18 protein-coding genes are annotated in these 21,793 nt (G+C 43.4%); 11 read left to right on the top strand and 7 right to left on the bottom strand.

Translation table 11 applies throughout. The features are described 5' to 3' along the window. Nucleotides 1-241 precede the first annotated feature (241 nt). A complete protein-coding gene (locus EJA10_RS10950; RefSeq protein WP_125480252.1) occupies nt 242-727 on the top strand; it encodes an MgtC/SapB family protein in 486 nt (161 codons plus the stop codon). A gap of 44 nt (nt 728-771) precedes the next feature. Here EJA10_RS10950 and EJA10_RS10945 read toward each other — a convergent pair whose 3' ends face one another. Next, nucleotides 772-1,341, bottom strand: a complete 570-nt coding sequence (locus EJA10_RS10945) for a glycerol-3-phosphate responsive antiterminator (RefSeq protein WP_125480044.1) — start codon at nt 1,339-1,341, stop codon at nt 772-774. 507 nt (nt 1,342-1,848) lie between these two features. Between EJA10_RS10945 and xylF the strand changes: the two genes are divergently transcribed. The 5 genes from xylF (at nt 1,849) to EJA10_RS10920 (ending at nt 7,914) form a co-directional block, all read left to right on the top strand. Beyond that, nucleotides 1,849-2,934 (top strand): D-xylose ABC transporter substrate-binding protein, encoded by a 1,086-nt coding sequence (gene xylF / locus EJA10_RS10940; RefSeq protein WP_125480043.1) that lies wholly within the window; start codon nt 1,849-1,851, stop codon nt 2,932-2,934. 138 nt (nt 2,935-3,072) lie between these two features. Next, nucleotides 3,073-4,611 carry a xylose ABC transporter ATP-binding protein gene (locus tag EJA10_RS10935; protein WP_125480042.1) on the top strand — a complete coding sequence of 513 codons (1,539 nt, stop codon included), beginning with the start codon at nt 3,073-3,075 and terminating at the stop codon, nt 4,609-4,611. Beyond that, a complete protein-coding gene (locus EJA10_RS10930) occupies nt 4,598-5,752 on the top strand; it encodes a sugar ABC transporter permease (RefSeq protein WP_170169119.1) in 1,155 nt (384 codons plus the stop codon). Before EJA10_RS10935 ends, EJA10_RS10930 begins: the two co-directional genes overlap by 14 nt. A gap of 45 nt (nt 5,753-5,797) precedes the next feature. Continuing rightward, the gene (locus EJA10_RS10925) at nt 5,798-6,787 is read left to right on the top strand and encodes a Gfo/Idh/MocA family protein (RefSeq protein ID WP_125480040.1); all 990 of its coding nucleotides are present in this window, start codon (nt 5,798-5,800) and stop codon (nt 6,785-6,787) included. 140 nt (nt 6,788-6,927) lie between these two features. Continuing rightward, the gene (locus tag EJA10_RS10920; protein WP_125480039.1) at nt 6,928-7,914 is read left to right on the top strand and encodes a glycoside hydrolase family 43 protein; all 987 of its coding nucleotides are present in this window, start codon (nt 6,928-6,930) and stop codon (nt 7,912-7,914) included. Nucleotides 7,915-7,950: 36 nt separating this feature from the next. Here EJA10_RS10920 and EJA10_RS10915 read toward each other — a convergent pair whose 3' ends face one another. Next, a complete protein-coding gene (locus EJA10_RS10915) occupies nt 7,951-9,111 on the bottom strand; it encodes an ROK family protein (protein WP_125480038.1) in 1,161 nt (386 codons plus the stop codon). A gap of 489 nt (nt 9,112-9,600) precedes the next feature. On the opposite strand from EJA10_RS10915, the gene xylA reads away from it, so the two are divergent. From xylA to EJA10_RS10890, 5 genes are all read left to right on the top strand, one after another. Next, nucleotides 9,601-10,932, top strand: coding sequence for a xylose isomerase (xylA, locus tag EJA10_RS10910; protein WP_125480037.1), 1,332 nt, complete (start codon nt 9,601-9,603; stop codon nt 10,930-10,932). A 107-nt stretch (nt 10,933-11,039) separates the two neighbouring features. Beyond that, nucleotides 11,040-12,539 (top strand): xylulokinase, encoded by a 1,500-nt coding sequence (gene xylB, locus EJA10_RS10905; protein WP_125480036.1) that lies wholly within the window; start codon nt 11,040-11,042, stop codon nt 12,537-12,539. Nucleotides 12,540-12,600: 61 nt separating this feature from the next. After that, complete coding sequence (locus EJA10_RS10900; RefSeq protein ID WP_125480035.1) at nt 12,601-13,638, top strand: aldose epimerase family protein; 1,038 nt, start codon at nt 12,601-12,603, stop codon at nt 13,636-13,638. A gap of 69 nt (nt 13,639-13,707) precedes the next feature. Then, on the top strand, nt 13,708-14,691 hold the full coding sequence (locus EJA10_RS10895; RefSeq protein ID WP_125480034.1) for an aldo/keto reductase: 984 nt from the start codon (nt 13,708-13,710) through the stop codon (nt 14,689-14,691). 151 nt (nt 14,692-14,842) lie between these two features. Beyond that, nucleotides 14,843-15,466, top strand: a complete 624-nt coding sequence (locus EJA10_RS10890; RefSeq protein ID WP_125480033.1) for a YesL family protein — start codon at nt 14,843-14,845, stop codon at nt 15,464-15,466. A 479-nt stretch (nt 15,467-15,945) separates the two neighbouring features. Here EJA10_RS10890 and EJA10_RS10885 read toward each other — a convergent pair whose 3' ends face one another. The 5 genes from EJA10_RS10885 to EJA10_RS10865 all read right to left on the bottom strand — a co-directional run bounded on the left by EJA10_RS10885 (nt 15,946) and on the right by EJA10_RS10865 (nt 21,749). Beyond that, on the bottom strand, nt 15,946-16,839 hold the full coding sequence (locus EJA10_RS10885) for a carbohydrate ABC transporter permease (protein ID WP_125480032.1): 894 nt from the start codon (nt 16,837-16,839) through the stop codon (nt 15,946-15,948). Nucleotides 16,840-16,853: 14 nt separating this feature from the next. Further along, entirely contained in the window at nt 16,854-17,732 is an 879-nt protein-coding gene (locus tag EJA10_RS10880) for a carbohydrate ABC transporter permease (RefSeq protein ID WP_125480031.1), read from the bottom strand. 74 nt (nt 17,733-17,806) lie between these two features. Beyond that, nucleotides 17,807-19,111 (bottom strand): extracellular solute-binding protein, encoded by a 1,305-nt coding sequence (locus tag EJA10_RS10875; protein WP_125480251.1) that lies wholly within the window; start codon nt 19,109-19,111, stop codon nt 17,807-17,809. 108 nt (nt 19,112-19,219) lie between these two features. Next, nucleotides 19,220-20,005 (bottom strand): response regulator transcription factor, encoded by a 786-nt coding sequence (locus EJA10_RS10870; RefSeq protein ID WP_125480030.1) that lies wholly within the window; start codon nt 20,003-20,005, stop codon nt 19,220-19,222. Next, on the bottom strand, nt 19,974-21,749 hold the full coding sequence (locus EJA10_RS10865; protein WP_125480029.1) for a sensor histidine kinase: 1,776 nt from the start codon (nt 21,747-21,749) through the stop codon (nt 19,974-19,976). The genes EJA10_RS10870 and EJA10_RS10865 overlap by 32 nt, the downstream gene beginning before the upstream one ends. Between the last annotated feature and the right edge of the window lie 44 nt (nt 21,750-21,793).

Here is a 21,793-nt window from a genome sequence, read left to right as displayed (position 1 = left end):
TCAGAATAGTTAAAATTTATTTATTGAAATAAACCTGCTGATGTATTATGATTAAGATTATAAAATATATTCGGCTTGTAGGAAGAGTAGAAGAGATTACCTATGAAGCGAAGACGATTTCCTCACTTTTAGTGGGGAGATTTGGCATTCGTTTCATGTGGTGGTCTCTTTTTATTTAAAGGGGGCTGATCAGGTGGCGGTTTATATTCAATATGTGTCCGAATTCTTTTGGCATCATGAAATGTATTTTCGGATTGTCGTCAGTGCTGTATTGGGGTTTTTAATCGGATGGGACCGGACGTCGAAGAACAAGCCGGCAGGCTTAAAAACGTATACGTATGTATCGGTAGCATGTACATTGATTACGATCGTCTCCATTGAAAGTGCAGAGTTATTCAGTCAACCTGATAGCGGAAAAGTGATGGACCCGATGCGCCTGGCAGCACAGATTGTATCTGGACTAGGATTCCTCGGTGCCGGGGTCATTTTAAAAGATGGATTGAGGGTAAAAGGACTGACGTCAGCAGCGATGATTTTTTACGTTGGAGGTATTGGGATTGGGATAGGAGCAGGGTTTTATGGCATTGTCATCTTTGCCACTTTTGTAACGTTCATCATTACGAAGATCGGAAACTTCTTTGAGGAGCGGGAGATCACAAGGGTAAGCCTTCGGCTGTTCAGGAAAAAAAGAAAGGCAGAAGAAGAACAGAAGGAGTTCGGTACGTGAATGGAAATCAAGCTCAACTCCCGTGGGTTGAGCTCTTTTCCAAGTTATAATTCCAGATTCCAAAGCTTAGGGTCACCAGAGGAAATGGCGAGGGCACCGGCACTTAAACCATTCAGAATGTCTTCCTTAGTACTGATCAGCCCGCCAGCGATGATTGGCAGCGTAGTCATGGATGTGAGTTTGTCAATGACAGAAGGCATCAGACCAGGAAGGATTTCGATCGCATCCGGCTTACAATTATGGGCGATTTCGATCCCTTTGACGAGAGCACCGCGATCGATAAGAAAAAGGCGCTGGATCGTCATCAAGCCTTCTTCCCGGGCATATTTAATCAGATTGCTCTTTGTTGTGATGATGCCAGCAGGCTTCCAGATTTCTGCTATGTATTTAATCGCACTCTTTGTGTTCGATAGGCCATCGATGAAATCAATATGGATGAAAGTGGTTTTACCGGCTGCCTTCAGTTTCTTCAGGTAACCATCCATCGTAATCAAATTTCCGGTGAGAATGAAGACAATGTTGACGTTAGACCGGGCCGCCTTCTCCAGGTCAGCTTCCTCTTTGATTGATGCGATCACTTGCGATTGAACAATATCAATAATACTATGCCTCATCAACAAAACCCCTTCAATCGTCTGAATATTCCCTCTTAATTATAGCATAGAAAACAGAGGGACGGTTCTAGTGTTTGAGTTTAAGTATAATACCAGACTTTTGGTACTATGAAAAAGCAGGTGACCATAAGATATATCTGTTAATCTATACAAAAAACCTGCAGGATCATTACGAAAAAACTGCTCATCACTAGGGAAATGCTTTTTTTTACTACGGAAATTCTGTTTTACACTACAAAAATCAGTGTTTTCACTACGATTCACTCCTTTTTCACTACGTTTTATCCTCTTTTCACTACGAATTTCACCATTTTCACTACTTTATCCAAAAAATAGAAAATCAGGGGGGCTTCGCTTACCATTTTCCAAGTTCATCTTTGAGTTGCCCTGGAATTTCATCAATATAAGTCCCAACAAAAATACTTAGTTTATCTACTAGACAAACAAATAGGAGGTTGCTAAAATGAAGGTACATTTAATTACAAAATAAAAGGGGGAAAATGGTTCATGAAAAAATGTAAGGGTTTTCTTTCAATGTTGCTTGTCTTACTTTTAGTGTTTATGGTTTCTGGCTGCGGACAGGATGCCGGCAGCAAAGGTGCTAGTAGTGGTGCAAAGGACAATGGGGATGGAAAGTTAAGAATTGGTCTCTCGGTTTCCGATTTAACTTTAGAGCGCTGGCAGCATGACAGGGATTTCTTTGTTGCGAAAGCGAAGGAACTAGGTGCAGATGTACTGGTTCAATCCGCAAACGGGGATGAGGCAAAGCAAGTTTCACAGATTCAAAACATGATTTCTCAAGATATAGATGCACTCGTCATAATCGCAATCAACTCGGATGCTCTTACAACAGTAGTGGACCAGGCTAAGTCTGAAGGCATTCCCGTCCTGGCATATGACCGCTTGGTGAATGGTACGGAAATTGACGCATATGTATCGTTTGACAATGTAAGAGTAGGAGAAATGCAGGCTGAGTACTTAGTAGAAAAAGTGCCAACAGGCAAGTATTTCTTAATGGGCGGCTCTCCAACTGATAATAATGCAAAAATGTTCAGAGAGGGCCAGATGAATATCATCCAGCCGCTGGTTGATAAAGGGGATATTGAAATCGTCGGTGATCAGTGGGCAAAGGGCTGGGATGCAAACGAAGCGCTAAAAATCATGGAAAATGCTTTAACTGCCAATAAAAATGATATTGATGCAGTGGTTGCATCAAACGATAGTACTGCTGGCGGAGCGATTCAGGCACTGACAGCTCAAAGCCTTGCAGGCAAGGTGGCCATTTCGGGCCAGGATGCTGACTTAGCAGGTGTTCAGCGCATCGCGGAAGGTATCCAAACCATGACAGTCTATAAACCTATTAAAGCAATTGCGGAGAAAAGTGCAGAGGTTGCAGTACAGCTTGCAAAGGGAGAAAAACCTGCTGCGGATTCTACCGTGAATAATGGGAAATTAGATGTGCCTTTTATCAAGCTAGACCCAATCAAGGTTGGAAAAGAAAACATTGTTGATACAGTCATTAAGGATGGTTTCCACTCTTATGATGATGTGTATAAAAATGTTCCTGAAAGTGAACGTCCAGCACGCCCTTAATAAAAAGAATTAAGTAATGAACGCTCTTGGCAAACCAAAGATGGGCAGTCAGTATTAGCTTTTATCTGTTTGCCAGGAGCTTTTCTATATGAAGAGTTCTTCCAAGAATCACATTTAAGCATTAGGTGGTGAATGACCATGGATACGTTTGCTCTTGAAATGAAAGGCATTACCAAGCAGTTTCCTGGAGTAAAAGCGTTGGACAATGTGACCTTTTCTGTTCGCAAAGGGGAAATTCATGCGCTTTGTGGAGAAAATGGTGCTGGAAAGTCAACATTGATGAAAATTTTAAGTGGAGTATATCCACATGGTACATATGATGGGCAAATTTTAATAAATGGCCAGGAAGTTCGTTTTAAATCGATCAAAGAGTCTCAGGATGCCGGCGTGGCGATCATTTATCAAGAGCTGGCACTGGTAGAGGAAATGTCTGTGGCTGAGAATTTATTTTTAAGTCATGAGTATATGAGAGCGAAAATCATCAATTGGAACAAGGTCTATTCAGAAGCGCAAAAATGGTTGGACCAGATAGGGTTGGATATCGATCCTCAGACGAAGGTTGGAGATTTGACTGTCGGGAAGCAGCAGCTGATTGAAATAGCAAAAGCTTTGACGAAGAAGACAGATATATTGATTCTGGATGAGCCGACAGCTGCGTTGACGGAAAGTGATGTTGAGATTTTAATGAAGCTCCTCAATGACCTAAGGGCTAAAGGTGTTACCTGCATCTACATTTCCCATAAGCTTGGAGAAGTAATGGCACTGGCAGATTCGGTCACGATTTTAAGAGATGGACAGACAATTAGTACGGATCCAATTCGTGAGCTATCAGAAGATAAGATTGTAACAAAAATGGTCGGTCGAGAGTTAAAAGAGCTTTTTCCATACGAAGCAAGACCGATCAGCAATGAGAATATCCTTGAAGTCAAAAATTATTCTGCGATTGACGAGAGTGGGAAAACGATTATTGATAATGTGTCTTTCTCCTTGAAGAAAGGCGAAATATTGGGGATTGCAGGCTTGATGGGAGCGGGTAGATCAGAGTTATTCATCAGTCTTTTTGGAGGGCTGAAAGGGAAGAAGAGCGGAACGGTTTTAATTGATGACAAGGCAACGGATATTAAGAGGCCGGTGGATGCAATTAAAGCAGGGCTCGCCTATGTCTCTGAGGACCGAAAGCGGTATGGCCTTGTCCTTGGCATGGATATTGCCAAGAATACGACATTGACCGCATTGAATAAGGTTATGAAACTAAAGGTGATCGATCAGGCTCTTGAGGTGAAAAGGGCCACTGAAATCAATAACAGAATGAAGCTGAAAGCACCGAATCTGGAAACAAAGGTTGGGCAGTTAAGCGGGGGAAACCAGCAGAAGGTTGTTTTGAGTAAATGGATTCTCAATGACCCTAAAGTACTGATTTTGGATGAGCCAACCAGAGGAATTGACGTTGGGGCCAAGTATGAAATTTACAAGATCATCAATGAACTTGTCCAGCAAGGAGTAGGGATTGTGATGATTTCTTCTGAACTGCCGGAAGTCCTCGGCATGTCAGACCGGGTTCTCGTCATGGGTGGAGGGACCATAACTGGGGAACTCTCCAGAAAAGAAGCAACACAGGAAAAAATCATGACATTCGCAACAGGAGGGAAGAAACGTGAATCAGTTGCCAACAGTTGAGAATTCAGCAAAGGTAAACAGGGGGCTCAGCTTCAAGGTAGACCTGCAAGCGTACACTCTTATCATTGCTTTAGTTTTAATAGCCATTATTTTTGGTTTTTTTACAGGCGGAGAGTTCTTATCTTCACGTAATATATCAAACTTATTTACACAAATGTCCGTTATTGCCGTTCTGGCAATTGGGATGACCTTGATTATTGTAGCCGGCCATATTGACTTATCTGTAGGGTCATTAGTAGGTTTGACAGGCGGAGTCGCTGCGATTTTACAGGTGTGGTACGACTGGAATACATTGATGGCAGTGCTTGCTGCAGTTGTAATCGGGGCAGTTTTCGGTTTATGGCAGGGATGGTGGGTCGCATATCGAGCGGTGCCAGCCTTTATCGTTACCCTGGGCGGAATGTTGATCTTTCGCGGGATTTTAATAGGCTTGAGCAAAGGGCAAACAGTTGCTCCAATGAATGCTAGTTTTAAAGAAATAGGAAACAGTTATTTCCCTTATATTCCAGGTTACATACTTGCGGTCATAAGTATTGTATTGCTATTTGTTTGGACTGCCCATAACCGTAAGAAAAGACAAAGCATGGGGCTGCTCCTGCCGACAGCTAAAATGGATTATGGGAAGATTTCCGCTTACTCGTTCTTCATTTTGCTCATTACTTATATGTTGAATCGTTATCTGGGTATTCCACTCCCGATACTCATTGTTGTTGTTCTGGCCGGGATCTTTATTTTCATCTCAAATAAAACGGCTTTTGGAAGATATGTTTATGCGATCGGCGGCAATCAGGAAGCTGCCGCACTTTCCGGCATTAATATTAAAAAGAACACACTTTGGGTTTTCATTACCATGGGTGCCCTGGCTGGGGTATCAGGGGTTTTATTAACAAGCAGGCTGAACGCTGCAACAGTCAGCGCGGGTAATATGTACGAACTTGACGCGATTGCAGCCTGTGTGATCGGCGGGACAAGTCTGATTGGTGGTAAAGGTAAAATCGTTGGAGCGCTAATCGGTGCACTGATCATGGCTAGCATCGATAATGGGATGAGCATGATGAACATTGAAACCTTCTGGCAATATATCGTAAAAGGGTTGATTTTGATTTTTGCCGTGTGGATTGATATTTCAAGCAAAAAATAAAGAGGCTTATAGCGTCGGGGTTGTAAAATGAAGGAGGAATATTCTATGCGAAAAATCAAATGGGGAATCCTCAGTACAGCTAACATCGCACAGACACAGGTCATTCCTGCGATTCAAAGATCTGCTATGGCAGAGGTTATGGCGATTGCCAGTACTAGCGGGAAAGCGGAAGCGGCGGCTGCGAAACTGGATATTCCAAAAGCGTATGAAACGTATGAGGAGCTCCTTCAGGATCCGCAGATTGATGCTGTCTATATTCCTCTGCCAAACAGCCTGCACCGCAAATGGGTTATGGAAGCGGCAAGGCATGGCAAGCATATTCTTTGTGAGAAGCCTGCTGCGTTAACAGCGGAAGAAATGGTGGAAATGGACAGGTACTGCAGGGAGCAAAATGTGATCTTCATGGAAGCCTTTATGTATCAGTTCCATCCTCAGTATGAGCGTGTCAGGGAGATTATCGCCTCTGGAGAAATTGGGGAGGTCAAACTGATGCGAAGCAGCTTTTCCTTTTACATGGATGATCGTGACACGAACATCCGCATGGATAAAAGCCTCGGTGGGGGCAGCCTTTATGATATTGGCTGCTATTGCATCCATGCCATGCGGACAGTTTTGGAAGATGAGCCTGTGAAAATCCATGTACACGGCAAGCTTGATCCGGATTCTGGTGTAGATGTTTCAGCAGTGGCATACCTGGAATTCGACCAGGGAATCCAGGGGGTTTTTGATTGCAGCTTTGAGGCGGCATTCAGGCAGGAGTATGAGGTGGTGGGCACGAAGGGAAGGATTTTAGTTCCCAGGGCTTTCCGTCCTGATGTGACTGGCGGTACGGGGTTAATTACGGTTGAAGCTGATGGCCAGCAAAGAACCGAGGAAGTTGCCGGAGATATCTATTTACTTGAAGTAGAGCATTTCTCAGAAGCCATCCTTGATAAAAATACCCTAATTTATCCCCCAGAAAAAACAATCGACAATATGCGGGTCATTGATGCCTGCTACGCTTCTTTGGAAAAAAAGGAAGAAGTAAGCTTGTAAGAATAGTTGGATGAAGAAATTCAGACAGATTGAAACGAATCGTGTATGGGTAGTCACAACAATTTTCGAGACAAGAGGACCGTCCCTCTGTCTCCAATAACAATTTTCGGGACAGGAGAACCGTCCCCAGGGAGGATATTATGAATAAAAATACTAAACCTAATGAACCTTTGGTTACGCATATTTTTACGGCAGATCCTTCTGCGCATGTTTTTGAAGGGAAGCTTTATATCTATCCTTCGCACGATCTTGATCATGATGAGCCTTCAAATGATAATGGGGATCAATATAAAATGGAGGACTATCATGTCCTTTCGATGGATGATACTGGTGCGCCGTGTGATGACCACGGGGAAGTGCTTCATTTGAGAGATATCCCATGGGCCAGCAAGCAGCTATGGGCTCCTGATGCGGCTTTCAAAAACAACACGTATTATCTATTCTTCCCGGCGAGAGATCAAGAGGGAATCTTTAGGATTGGCGTGGCGACAAGCGAGAATCCTGCAGGGCCTTTTAAACCTGAGCCAAATTACATCCCAGGCAGCTTCAGCATTGATCCGGCCGTGTTAGTGGATGAGGATGACAGGGCATATATGTATTTCGGAGGTCTCTGGGGAGGACAGCTTGAAAAATGGCAGACAAAAACGTTTAAGCCTGATGCAGAAGGGCCAGCCCCGACGGAACCGGCTTTAGGACCAATTGTCGCTGAATTAACGGACGACATGCTGAATTTCAAAGGTGAACCGAAGGAAATCTCGATCGTTGATGAAAACGGCAATCCGATTCTTGCTGGTGACGAGGACCGCAGGTATTTTGAAGGTCCATGGGTTCATAAGTATAACGGTCTTTACTATCTTTCCTATTCAACAGGTACGACTCATAAAATTGTTTATGCAGTGAGCGAAAATCCACAGGGCCCATTTGTGTTTAAAGGGACCATTTTGACTCCGGTCATCGGCTGGACGACGCACCATTCGATCGTCCAATTCAAGGACAAGTGGTATTTATTCTATCATGATTGCTCGATGTCAGATGGGGTGAACCATAAGCGTTCCGTGAAGTACACCGAACTTAAATACAATGAAGATGGGACCATTCAAACGATTGATCCTTATGAAGGTCAATAAAAGAAAAAACCCGATTCAAGACGAATCGGGTTTTCTTTATGCCTTTGCTTCTTCCTCTTTTATAAAATGATCCACGACAAACGCGGAAACACCTAATGCAGTTGAGTACTTTCCAAGTTTCGAGAATTCCAGTTGCATTTCCTTTTGGTGGTAGGCAAGTGTATGATTCTCAATCGTTGTCAGGATTGGCGCTTCAATCCACTCTTTTATAAAAGCTAATCGGTTTCCGATGATCACCTGGTCAGGGTTGAAGGTATTGACAATGTTATTGATGCCATATCCCAGGTACTGTCCAGTCTTTTCGAAAAGGCCGATCACGGATTGGTCCCCGTTTTGGGCCAGCTCAATCAAGGACTCCAGAGAGTCATAACTTTCTCCGGCCATTTCCAGCAGGGCATTTTCTGAGGCGTAGGCTTCCCAGCAGCCTCTGCTCCCACAATTGCAGCGTTTGCCGTTCAATTCAATGATCATATGTCCCATTTCGCCTGAAAACCCGTTTCTTCCCTGATATAGCTCTTTGTTTAAAATGATTCCTACACCAATGCCGATTCCAGCACTAACATAAAGGATATTTTCATAATCCTGGCCTGCCCCAAACTGCAGCTCGCCAATCGCACCGGCATTTGCCTCGTTTTCAATGATGGTTGGTACATCGAAAATCCTTTCTAGATCCTCTTTTAACTGGATGTTTGTCCAGCCTAAATTAGGCGCAAGCAGGACGGAACCTTCTTTATTAACAATTCCCGGGACAGCTACTCCTATTCCGACAACGCCATATCTGCTCTTAGGCATCTCATCAATCAGGGACTGAATCATCGTTTGGACGGTGCCCATTATCGCAGAATACGAAGTTCGGGTTACAACCTGGCTTTTTTCAACGACTATCTTTCCTTTTAGGTCTGTCAGGATTCCCAGGATATAGTTAACGCCAATATCAATCCCGATTGCGTATCCGGCATTTTTGTTAAAATGGAGGATCACAGGGCGACGCCCGCCGCTTGAAACTCCGGGCCCAGACTCATAAATCAGCTCCTCTTCCAATAATTCCGTTACTAAAGAAGAGACGGTTGTTTTGTTTAAGCCTGTGATACTGGCAATGTCTGCCCTGGAAATCGTTTCCTTCTCAATAATCAAATTCAATACAAGCGCTTTATTATTTTTCTTCACAACATGCTGATTCCACGTAAGGATTCCCACTTATTTTAAACCCCTTATTAGATAGTTATTTTTATTTTATCATAATCTTTGTTTGCCAAACATACAAACTTAAATGAAAACCATTCATAACTTGTTTCTCACAATATTATAATGGGATCTGTTAAAGTACAAAATTGATTTTAATACCTATTGATTGTAGTGGAAGGAGCGTAGACTCTTGCGGGATCTGTTGGCCAGGTTAGAACCCCGCAGGAGCGGATAGTGACGAGGAGGATTACCGCCAGCCCCGCGGAAAGCGAAGCGTCTGGAACGAAAATCAGCAGCCAGGTTTAACAGACTTAGAATAAGTTGATTTTATATAGAAATCCAATTTGAACATCCTAAAATTATTGCCTTTATCTTAGTTTATCAGATAGACAAACTAAGTATGTGGTGCTATAATTTGAGTGTAACCACAAGAAAGATCTTTTTAACAAACAAAATTATGTAAGCATTTACAAACTGACTTAAACGAGGAGGAAGTACGGCATGGCTTATTTTGAATCAGTAAACAAAATCAAATTTGAAGGTCCAGGCTCCAACAATCCTTTTGCATTTAAATATTATAACCCGGAAGAAAAAATCCATGGGAAGACGATGGAGGAAATTCTTCGTTTCTCTGTTGCATACTGGCACACTTTCACTGCTGACGGCACCGATCCATTTGGTGTGGGTACAGCAATCCGTTCATGGGATCGTTACCAGGGACTGGATTTAGCCAAAGCTCGTGTTGAGGCGGCATTTGAACTTTTTGAAAAATTGGATGTTCCTTTCTTTGCTTTCCACGATGTGGACATCGCTCCAGAAGGAAGTACTTTAAAAGAAACAAACGAAAATCAGGACAAGATTGTCTCCATGATCAAAGAATACATGGAAACAAGCAAAACCAAGCTGCTTTGGAATACAGCTAATATGTTCACGAATCCAAGATATACTCATGGTGCCGCGACTTCTCCAAATGCTGATGTATTCGCATACTCTGCAGCGAAGGTGAAAAAAGGCCTGGAAGTGGCAAAGGAACTTGGTGCCCAAAACTATGTATTCTGGGGCGGCCGTGAAGGCTATGAAACACTGCTTAACACCGATATGAAGCTTGAGCAGGATAACCTCGCCCGTTTCTTCCATATGGCAGTCGACTATGCAAAAGAAATCGGCTTGAATGTTCCATTCCTGATCGAGCCAAAACCAAAGGAGCCTACGAAACACCAATATGACTTTGATGTCGCTACTGGTCTGGGATTCTTGCAAAAATACGATTTGACGGACTACTTCAAGTTCAATATCGAAGCGAACCACGCTACACTTGCTGGCCATACTTTTGAACATGAACTAAGAACAGCGCGAATCAACGGAATGCTAGGTTCAGTGGATGCCAACCAAGGCGATACATTGCTTGGATGGGATACAGACGAATTCCCGACAGATTTGTATACGAACACACTGGCAATGTATGAAATTCTGAAAAATGGCGGATTGGGCAGCGGCGGCCTGAACTTCGATGCAAAGGTAAGAAGGGGTTCATTTGAGCCGGAAGATCTTTTCCATGCCCACATTGCGGGAATGGATGCATTCGCGGTCGGCCTGAAAGTAGCAAACAAATTAATAGAAGATAAAGTTCTTGATAGCTTCGTTGAAGAGCGCTACAGCAGCTACACAACAGGAATCGGCCTAAAGATCGCAGAAGGCAAAACGAACTTCCGTGAACTGGAAGAATACGCTCACCAGCTAACTGAAATTAAAAACCAGTCTGGCAGAACAGAGCGCTTAAAAGCGGTCATCAACCAGTACTTACTTGAAACACTTTCAAGTGTAAGAGTCTAATCTTTCATATAAACATTGGGGTTGTCTAAAAAGAGAAGTGGTAAGTCCTTACTAGAGGGGCCAGCCCTGTTAGACAGCCCCATTTTTCATAGAATAGGAGGATCACGATGAAATATGTCATCGGTGTGGACCTTGGTACCAGCGCGGTCAAAATCTTGCTTGTCAATCAAAATGGAGAAGTGTCCACGGAAGTCTCTAAATCTTATCCACTGATCATTGAGAAGTCCGGTTATAGTGAACAAAACCCTGAAGAATGGGTTGAAAAAACGACTGCTGGCCTTGTGGAGCTGTTAGAGGAATTTGAGGGTGACGTAAATGAGATTGAAGGCATCAGTTTTTCCGGGCAAATGCACGGCCTCGTTTTATTAGATGAAAATCATCAGGTAGTAAGGAATGCAATTTTATGGAATGATACGAGAACAACGAAACAATGTGAGGAAATTGTTCAGGTTGTTGGCAAACAGCGCCTCTTGGAAGTAACAAAGAACCCTGCTCTGGAGGGCTTCACTTTACCAAAAATTCTTTGGGTGAAGGAAAATGAGCCGCAACTCTTTGAACGTGCCAGCACTTTCCTGCTCCCTAAAGATTACTTGCGATATCGGATCACGGGTGAAATTCACATGGACTACTCGGATGCGGCCGGAACTTTACTGTTAAATGTTGCTGAGCGGGAATGGAGCCAGGAGATTTTGAATGCATTTGATCTTCCTTCTGAGTTCTGCCCGCCATTAGTGGAATCCCATGAATTCGTTGGCGCCATTTCCTCTGGATTTGCTGAGGCAACCGGATTAGCAGAAGGAACAAAAGTGTTTGCCGGAGGTGCAGATAATGCGTGCGGCGCAATTGGCTCCGGGATCTTATCGGAAGGAAAGAGCTTATGCAGCATCGGTACTTCTGGTGTTGTCCTATCTTATGAAGAAAGAAATGACCTCGATTTTGCAGGAAAAGTTCATTATTTTAACCATGGGGAAGAAAACGCCTATTACACGATGGGTGTTACGCTGGCGGCTGGCTACAGCTTGAGCTGGTTCAAGGATACCTTTGCAAAACAGGAAGCTTTTGACCAGTTTTTAGAGGGAGTGGCTGAGGTCCCGGCTGGCAGCGACGGGCTGTTATTTACTCCATATGTCGTAGGGGAAAGAACGCCGCATGCCGATTCAGCGATTCGCGGGAGCTTCATTGGCATTGATGCCTCGCATGAGCGCAAGCATTTTGCACGCGCAGTGCTCGAGGGAATTACCTTCTCTTTGAATGAATCCATCGAGATTTTTAGAAGCAGCGGAAAGACGATCGAATCGATCATCTCAATCGGCGGCGGAGCTAAAAATGAAACATGGCTGCAAATGCAGGCAGATATCTTCAATGCGAAGATTGAAAAGCTGACAAGTGAACAGGGGCCAGGTATGGGAGCGGCGATGCTCGCTGCATATGGATGCGGCTGGTATCCATCATTGAAGGATTGCGCCGCAGCATTTATCCAGGTTGCCAAAACTTATGAACCGATTCCCGAAAATGTAGAAAAATATCAGAAACTCTTTTCGGTTTATCAAAATGTATACACGCAGACCAGGACGCTTAATGACCAGTTAAAAGAATTCAGAAGATAATCTAAATAGACATTCCCCACTATGTGGGGCTTTCTTTTTCTTAAAAGAGAGGAGGATTTGCATGGAAGTTTTGAAAGAAAGATTTGGCCAGATTGGCAGCCAGTCGGTCTATTCATTTACTTTAAAAAATGACGAAGAGATGGAAGTGACGGTCATTAATTATGGCTGTATTATCACCCGAATTAATGTTCCAGACGCAGACGGAATGATTGAAAATATTGTCCTCGGCCATGATACGCTTGATGAGTATGTGAACGATCCTTATTTTCTCGGCGCTGTTGTCGGGCGGGTGGCAGGCCGCATAAAAGGCGGCAGTTTTGAACTTGAAGGGCAAAGTTTCACTCTGGCCCAAAATGATAACACCAATCATCTTCATGGCGGATTGAAGGGCTTTGGCAAGGTGGTATGGGATGCAAAGGTGATGGAAGACGGTGTTCTGTTTTCCTATTTAAGCAGAGATGGAGAAGAAGGCTATCCGGGAAATCTGTACATAGAAGTAACTTACAGGCTGACTAACGACAATGAGTTATCGATCCACTATCGGGCTCAAAGTGATCAAAAAACTCTGTTGACTGCCACCAATCACTCCTATTTTAATCTAAGCGGCAATTTGAAAAGGGATGTTTTGAATCATTCTCTACATCTAAAAAGTTCACGTGTTTTAGAGTTGGACAAGGAATTCCTGCCGACCGGACGTATTATGGAAGTCAATGATACGCCATTTGATTTTACAAAAGGTGGTACGGTAAAAAGAGGAGCTGAATCGGATTATCCGCAAAATGTGCTTGTAGGACAGGGATATGACCATCCATATATATTAGATAAAAATCATGATCATGAGATTGTCCTGAAGGACCCCGAAAGCGGACGTACCCTGACGGTTGAAAGTGATGAACCGGCCGTTGTGGTTTACTCCGGCAACTCATTGAAAGCAGAAGGAGACTTCAGAGGTGTCCCTTCCAGAAAGTATCTGGGCATTTGTCTCGAAACGCAGGCTTATCCTGATAGCATCCACCATCCTAATTTTCCATCGATGGTTCTTGAAAAAGGTGAGATGTATTCTTCAGTCACAAGATATAAGTTTGGTATTGAAGATTAAGTAATGATGGATTCATCAGCCACAAGATAAAAGTTTGGTATTGAAGATTAAGTGTAAGGAGATGACGGAATGAAATATCGTGAATTAGGCAATACCGGGATCAAAATCAGTGAAGTGAGCTTTGGAACATGGGCAATCGGCGGGTCATGGGGAAAGACCAGTGATGCAGAAGCATTGCAATCTCTTGAATATGCGATGGACCAGGGTGTTAACTTTTTCGATACAGCAGATGTGTATGGAGATGGACATAGCGAAGAGTTACTCGCCAAGGCCACGAAAGGGAAGGAAAATCAGATTTATATCGCGACAAAGTTTTGCCGCAAGGGTGATATATTTGATCCGAAAAACTACAGCTATGAAACAGTCCGGTCTTATTGTGAAGATAGTCTGCGCCGATTGAACAGAGAAGCGATTGACTTGTATCAAATCCATTGCCCGGCTACAGAGATTTTGAGGGATGGCAGTGTCTTTGAGGTGCTCGACCGTCTTCAGGAAGAAGGGAAAATCCGCAATTATGGTGTCAGTGTCGAAACGGTGGAAGAAGGGCTGATCAGCCTGGAAAACCCAAATGTCAAAAGCCTGCAGATCATCTTTAATCTATTCCGCCAGAAACCCCTGGAAACATTGATTCCTCAGGCTCATCAAAAAGGAGTTGGATTGCTCGTCCGGCTGCCGCTTGCTAGCGGGCTTCTGACTGGCAAATTCACGGCAGGGCATGAATTTGAAGAGGATGATCACCGCCGTTTTAACGAAAATGGAGAGGCCTTTAATGTTGGCGAAACATTTGCCGGTCTTGGGTTCCGAAAAGGCGTGGAATTAGCTGACCAGCTGAAGTGGATTGCAGAAGAACGACCATCCATGGCAAGTGCAGCATTACGCTGGATTCTCGATCATAAAGAAATTACCTGCATCATTCCTGGCTTTAAAAACGTTGGGCAAGTCCAGGATAACCTGTTGGCGCTGGAAACGAAGCCTTTCACAGAAGAAGAAAAGCAAACGGTGCAGTGTTTTTATCGGGAGAACGTGAAGGATTTTATCAGAGGACCTTACTAACCTAGCAAGAATTCTTGTGTTTCTTTTAGCCGTAGGAATTATAATGGAAGCATGGGTGAAAATGTTTTCTGGCGTTTTACCGTAGCATATGCGAGAACTAGAATAGGAATGGCTGGAATCACCTGTTCATGTTTTTGGTGGGAGGGATTGGATGAATACACTGGCAAATCGGGCTTACGCAGCAACGGAATGGATCACGAAATTTGCCTATTTAAATTTACTATGGATGGCGTTCTCACTTGCAGGTCTCATTGTCTTGGGCTTTTTCCCGGCGACAATTGCGATGTTTACCATCATTCGCAAATGGCTGAAAGGGGAATCCGAGATCCCGATTTTCAGGACTTTTTGGACAACCTGGAAAACGGAATTTTTCCGCAGCAACGGGTTGGGATTGCTCGTCCTAGCAGTGGGAGGACTTATTGCTTTTAACCTCGTTTTCGTAAAGAGCTCAGGAGTCGGTTTTACAAGTGTCATTCAGATTCCCATCTACTTGTTCATGTTTGCAGCGATCTTAACCATTTTCTATCTATTCCCGGTCTATGTTCACTATGAGCTGAAGTTGTTCCAAATGGTTCGAAATTCATTCCTGATGATGCTTATTAACCCAATTGAAAATCTAGTGATGATCACAGGAATCCTGGCAGTACTATTTGTAGTAAAATTTATTCCTGCTCTAGGCTTCTTCTTCGGCGGAAGTCTCATTGCCGCCATCATCATGTCCGCCGGTTATCTCGTTTTTAGCAAGATGAACAGGAAGAGAAGCATGGTTGAATAATGAATATATTAATAGTTGAAAATTAAAAGGATCCGGAGGACTGTTTACAGAGTAGTTGTGAACAATCCAATGGATCCTTTCTATGTGTCAAACCTATTAATCTGGAACTGTTTAATATAAAAGGTCCGTTGATTTCCATTTCAGGCGCTTCGCTTTCCGCGGGGCTGGCGGTGAGCCTCCTCGTCGCTATTCGCTCCTGTGGGGTCTCACCTGTCCAGCTGATCCCGCAGGAGTCTTCGCGCCTTCCACTCCAATCAACTCTGATTAAAAAATTCAATAGTAATGTATAAAATAAAAACAAGAAAATCCCTCTCTGGTAATAATTATGTCGACACAACCAAACAGAAGGAGGGATTTTCTTGTACAAAATTATAATATGAACCTGTTAATCTTACCAACGGACATTCATTTGATTCCATCCATACCTGGTCCGATTGACTTTTACCATAGACTAGTAGATCCCAATACTCCTAACAGAATCAACCCTTCACCGAACCAGCAGCCATCCCCTCAACAATCTTGTCACTTAAGAACAAGAAAGCCAGCAGGATTGGTACGATACTAATGACCAGGGTCGCTCCAATCGCTCCCCAATCTGTCAAATATTGTCCTACGAAGTTATTAATCCCGACCGTCAGCGTCTTCCAGTTGTCTGAACTGATAAACGTGTTCACAAACACAAATTCATTCCAGTTGTAAATCATATTGATGATCGCCGTTGTCGATAGGACAGGGACAGTCATCGGCAGGGTGATCTGGAAGAAGATCCGGTGAACCGAACAGCCATCCATGACAGCAGCTTCCTCAATTTCACGCGGGAAGGTTCTGTAAAACCCAAGTAAAATCATAATCGTTAATGGCAGGTTAAAAGCTGTATACGATAAGACAAGCGATACAGGGCTATTGATTAAACCCGCACGGTTGTACATATTGAACAAGGGAATCAAGGTCGAATGCAATGGAATCATATAGGCGACAAGGAATAATCCTAGTACAAGGCCGCTAAGCTTCCAGTTCATCCGTGTAACGGCAAATGTCACGAAACTGGCCAGGATGATGGTCAGGGCTACGGATAAAACAGTGACCCAGACACTGTTGAAGAAATAGACGCCAATATTACCTGAAGTCCAGGCCTTTGTATAGTTGCCCCACTGTGGGTCTTGGGGCAGAGAGAAAGGTGACATTCCGAATACTTCTTGATTGGTTTTCAATGAGAAGAACAGCAGCCAAATCAGCGGGTAAATTTGAATGACAGCAAATAACCCTAATATGAGATAAAGAAATCCGAATCCGATTTTGTTCAAGTACGATTTCTTTGTTTTATGGGGTGCGGAAAAGGTTGTTGCTGCTGGTTGTGTACTAAGCTCACTCATTCTGTTTCACTCCCTTAAAATTGAACATCATCTTTAGATTTCGTCAGTTTCGATATTAACCAGGTCATGAAGAGTGCAATCACCAGCAAGCCAAAGCCGATGGCACTGCCATAACCGAAATTATTCAATTTAAACGCTTCTTTGTACATGTACGAAGCCATTACTTCACTTGCTCCGTTCGGACCTCCGCCGGTCATGACATAAATCAAATCAAAGTATTTCAGTGATCCGACTACTGCCAGCATGATCGTCACTTTGAAAACTCCAGAAATCAGAGGCAGTTTTATTTTATAAGCGATCTGCAAAGAGCTGGCGCCGTCAATTTTCGCTGCTTCAATGATCTCGTCAGGTACGTTCTTCAATGCTGCATAATAAATGAGAATATAAAAGCCTGCATACTGCCAGATTACCGGGATGAAGATGGCATAAAGGGCAATGTCGGGGTCTGCCAGCCAAATAGGTGTATTCTCCACACCAAACATTTCAAGTAACTTGTTGGCCATACCGTTCGTTGGATCGAAGATTTTCATCCACAGCTGGGCGATGGCAACGGAGGATAATAACATAGGAATTAAGTAAATTTTCCTCAATAAATCCGAACCTTTGATTTTACTGGCTAAAACCAGGGAAATGGCCAGGTACAGCAGCAAGCTTGCCGTGGAGAAAATGGCCAGGAGAAAAGAATGCCAGGTACTTGTCCAGAACATTTTATCCTGAACCAGGGTAATATAGTTATCCATTCCAATGAAGGTCATCTGACCGATTCCGTCCCAATCCATGAAACCGTAATAGCCTGATAATACAATTGGAATATAGATAAGGGTGAGGATAAGAAGTAATGCTGGAAGCGTGTAAAGGGCGATCACGTATTTATTCGACATAACATTTTTCATGGTGGTTAGCCGCCTTCCTTTCTATAAAGAAGAGGGCATATTCATCAGCAATATGCCCTCTTTCCAAGCAAGTATTATTTCTCAGCAGCAAGTGCGTCTTCTTGCGTTTTTGCAAACTTTTCAGGTGTTGTTTGTCCGCCGAATAATGCTTGAATCTGGTTCAAGTGAACATCGGCTACACCGGCAGACATCTGAACATCTGCATATAGAGTAAGGTTCGTCGCGTCTCCCAAGTCATTCAGGATGTCAATGTACATTGGGTGAAGCTCGCCATCGGATGTATCCACTACTGTAGCCGGGATGACTCCAGCATCAACAACGGAACGCTTGCCCCATTCTTCCACCAGGTAAGAGACGAATTCTTTCGCTTCAGCTTTCACTTTGGATTGTTCAGATACAAACAATCCGACACCAGGTCCGCCTACATAGCTGTCGATATCGCCTTTTCCGCCTTCATAGGTAGGGAACTTGAAGTAACCGACTTTGTCCTTGAATTCCTGAGAGACATCAGGAGTCGTTGTATAGTTAGGCAATTCCCATGTAGCCATTAAGTACATAGCAGCCTGCTCATTCATGAAGTAGCCTTTTGCTTCATCGTTTGAAAGGCCGTTGTAGCCTTTAACGAATGCGCCCATCTTCACGAGTTTATCAATTTCTTCAGCAGCCTTTACCAGGGCTGGATCTTCAAAGCTTCCAGAACGGTTGATGGCACTGTTCAATGCCTCAGGTCCGCCAATACGGTCAGCAAGGTACATATACCACATGGAACCTGTCCAGCGGTCTTTGTTTCCTAAAGTGATCGGTGTCACTTTGTTTTTAGCAAGTGTTTCTACGACGTTAAGGAATTCGTCATATGTCTTTGGTGCTTCAAGGTTGTACTTTTTGAAAATCTCTTTGTTGTAATATACCGGGGTGATGTTTAATTCAAGTGGAACAGCGTATGGCTTTTCGTCAACTGAGAAAGCATCAAGCGTGCCAGCAACGAAATTGTCTTCTTTGGCAATGTCATCTAATGGAGCGAACATTTTACCATCAACGAAAGGCTTCATATATCCAGCTGCCCAGGTGATTCCCACATCAGGCAGTTCATTTGAAGCAGATAGTACTTTGATCTTTTCTTTGTACTGCTCATTGCCCAAAATCTCAGTCTGGATGTCGACATCAGGATTTTCTTTTTCATAAGCCTTGATAATGTCATCCACAATGGTAAATTGTGCATTAGAGCTTCCTTCCGGCCATAAATGCATCATTTTAACGACTGTTTTATCTCCACTAGATTTCGTATCGCTTGAAGAACCAGTGGATGAAGAACAGCCCGCTAAAATCAGTCCGCCTGCCAGAGCCAAAGAGATCACAGAGGAAAACGCTTTCTTTTTCATCAATCCAAAACCCCCTTAATTGTCTGTTTACTATTGCTTACTCTTAAAGTCTAACACCGGGGGTAATCTCAAAAAAGGCAACCACGATTAGGAAAAATACTACTTTTTTTAGAAAGCCCTTTCATTTCCCGTTTTCCGGTAAGCACTCGGTGTCATTCCCTCTATTTCCTTGAAGATTTTAATAAAGTATTTCGCCGTTTTATAGCCGACTTCTTCTGCGATTTCATTGATTGGAAGGGAAGTGGAGACGACTAATTCTTTTGCGCGCTGAATTCTGCGTCTGGTCACATATTCACTGAAATTAAGATTGACTTGCTCCTTGAACAACACGCTAAAATAGCTCGGATTCAAATGGACATGACCAGCTACATCCTTCAGTGTGAAATCTTCCTGTAAATGCTCATCAATATAGCTAATGGCCTTGCGGATCGTATCCCTAGTCGAATCCATTTTGTTGCTGGCATCGACTATCTTTTGATCGACCACTCTTTCAATCATTCCGGCCCGCACTTGTTTTTCCATGATTTTCACCGCTTCTTCAACGGCCTCGAGCAGCTTCTTTTTCCCGATCGGTTTTAAAAGATAATTAACGACTCCAAGCCTTAACGCTTCCTGTGCGTATTCGAACTCCGAGTAAGCTGAGATCATGATTACTACTGGAGACACCTGTTTTTCTTTCAATGTCTTTAATAACTGCAATCCGGTCATTTCAGGCATCCTGATATCAGATAGTAAAATATGAATCTTTCTTTCTTCGGAAATCCGCAGGACATCCTCACCGCTTTCCGCAGTAAGGATGGTGTATTCGCCATTGTTCCAGCTCTCCAGCGTCCGTTGCAAGCCCTGTCTCGTTCTTGGCTCATCATCGACAATTAAAATCGTTTTCGTCACCATACTGCTCGCCCCCATTAATCGGTAGTTCGAATGCAATCAGAGTTCCCTCGTTTAACTGACTTTCAATCACAAGGTCTGTATGTGAGATGCCTTTGTAGTACAATTTCAAACGCTTATAGACATTGGCAATGGCCATTCCCTTGCCGCTAGTAGAGGAGGTACCGCCGCCCTCCATCGAATGGATGATTTGTGAAAGCCTGGCTGGATCCATTCCGGAGCCATCATCTTTGACAGAAATACGGATGCGGTCCACATACTCGGAGGTGACTGGCTCAACTGTTACGGAGATCCGGCAGTTTCCGGCTTTATTTCCGGCGCCATGCAGGATCGCATTTTCCACAAGTGGCTGAATAATCAGCTTCGGAATCCTGACTTGCTCATAGTTGGCAGGGATCGAGACGTGCCAGTGCAATCTGTCACCAAACCGCATCTTCATAATTTCCATATAGTCGCTGATGTGCTTAATCTCATCCTTAAGGAACACCCACTCATCATCGTTTTCTTTCGCGATGGTATAGCGGAATAAATCCGACATGGCAACCACTAGTTCAGCCAGTTCTTCTTCATCTTTTTCATCAAGTGACCAATGCAAGGCATCCAATGTGTTAAAGAGGAAGTGCGGGTTGATTTGCGCTTGAAGCGCTTTCAATTCACTCTGGCTTCGCAAAATTTCCTTCTGATAAACCATCTGCATTAAATGGTTGGTTTCTTTTACGAGATGGTTGTAGGTACTATTTAATTGATTGATTTCATTTACGGAATAAACTTCCGGGTTGAGAGTCAATGAACCATCACCAGCCCGCTGCATGGTTTTAGTCAATTTTAAAATGGGCCGTGTAATGATGGTGGAAAGAAAATAGGAACTGATGGAAAAAATGATGAAGCCGACAACTCCTGATAAAATGATGCCGTCCCTGATCCATGACATGCCTTCGGTCAGTTTATTAACAGGGGTTAAAATAAGGACAGTCCAGCCTGTAAGCTTTGATGATTGCTTTGTCACCATATAATCCTGATCGTTCAGCTGTAAGATGTTCTTCTTACTCTCAATGATGCTCTGGATATCGCCCGTGTAATTTTGGATGATCGGATTCTGATCTTGATCCAATAGAATGGAATATTGGTCGTTCTCATATTTTTCATTCGCAAAGTGAAAATGATTGCGGTTAATGCTGATCAAAAGGTAACCGCCATTTCTATATTGCCTTTCCATCAAATTTACTCTGCGGATGGCCAGGAAGTAGTTTTTATCATTAGGATCTTCACCAATCCAGACAATTCTTCCTTTTGCTTCATTTGCTTGTTCAATCCATCTTTGGCCGATCCTGTTTATTAACTCATCTTCATCAAGAGGGAGGACACGCTGCATTTTGGCAGAAAAAAGCTGAAAGGAAAAAATTCCATCGGTATTTCCTATAATTCTATTGATATGGCTCATTAATTGCTGGCGATCGTTGAAGGACACTTGGTTTCCGTCATGGACATTCGTTAAAATCCTTTGGACTGACTCATCGGTAATGACCAGTTTTGAATTCATATTGATCTGCTCGTAAAGAGATTCAATCCGGCCATTTGCCTCGATTGCTACCTGCTGGATTTGCTTTTCGGCGTTATTCTGCAGCAATGCCGAGACCTGTCCTAACGTCAGAAGGCTGACGATCAGTAAAACAATGACCATGACCAGCAAGAAGATAAATAGGATCTGGTTCCGCAATGTGTTCCATTTTCTTAGTGATTTCAGCACGGAGGGTTCGTCCTTCTTTTTTATAGATTTTAGGTATCTATTAT

Origin of the sequence: Mesobacillus subterraneus, from assembly GCF_003937825.1 — a bacterium.
GTDB lineage: Bacteria > Bacillota > Bacilli > Bacillales > Cytobacillaceae > Mesobacillus > Mesobacillus subterraneus.
This window is presented reverse-complemented; position numbering and strand designations above follow the sequence as displayed.

Coding starts and splice junctions, on each gene's coding strand:
- EJA10_RS10880 (WP_125480031.1), bottom strand. CDS start 17,732: ATGAAAAATGTTATGTCGAATAAATACGTGATCGCCCTTTACACGCTT.
- EJA10_RS10885 (WP_125480032.1), bottom strand. CDS start 16,839: ATGAGTGAGCTTAGTACACAACCAGCAGCAACAACCTTTTCCGCACCC.
- EJA10_RS10890 (WP_125480033.1), top strand. CDS start 14,843: ATGAATACACTGGCAAATCGGGCTTACGCAGCAACGGAATGGATCACG.
- EJA10_RS10875 (WP_125480251.1), bottom strand. CDS start 19,111: ATGAAAAAGAAAGCGTTTTCCTCTGTGATCTCTTTGGCTCTGGCAGGC.
- xylF (WP_125480043.1), top strand. CDS start 1,849: ATGAAAAAATGTAAGGGTTTTCTTTCAATGTTGCTTGTCTTACTTTTA.
- EJA10_RS10920 (WP_125480039.1), top strand. CDS start 6,928: ATGAATAAAAATACTAAACCTAATGAACCTTTGGTTACGCATATTTTT.
- EJA10_RS10945 (WP_125480044.1), bottom strand. CDS start 1,341: ATGAGGCATAGTATTATTGATATTGTTCAATCGCAAGTGATCGCATCA.
- EJA10_RS10895 (WP_125480034.1), top strand. CDS start 13,708: ATGAAATATCGTGAATTAGGCAATACCGGGATCAAAATCAGTGAAGTG.
- EJA10_RS10925 (WP_125480040.1), top strand. CDS start 5,798: ATGCGAAAAATCAAATGGGGAATCCTCAGTACAGCTAACATCGCACAG.
- xylB (WP_125480036.1), top strand. CDS start 11,040: ATGAAATATGTCATCGGTGTGGACCTTGGTACCAGCGCGGTCAAAATC.
- EJA10_RS10950 (WP_125480252.1), top strand. CDS start 242: ATGTATTTTCGGATTGTCGTCAGTGCTGTATTGGGGTTTTTAATCGGA.
- EJA10_RS10935 (WP_125480042.1), top strand. CDS start 3,073: ATGGATACGTTTGCTCTTGAAATGAAAGGCATTACCAAGCAGTTTCCT.
- xylA (WP_125480037.1), top strand. CDS start 9,601: ATGGCTTATTTTGAATCAGTAAACAAAATCAAATTTGAAGGTCCAGGC.
- EJA10_RS10900 (WP_125480035.1), top strand. CDS start 12,601: ATGGAAGTTTTGAAAGAAAGATTTGGCCAGATTGGCAGCCAGTCGGTC.
- EJA10_RS10870 (WP_125480030.1), bottom strand. CDS start 20,005: ATGGTGACGAAAACGATTTTAATTGTCGATGATGAGCCAAGAACGAGA.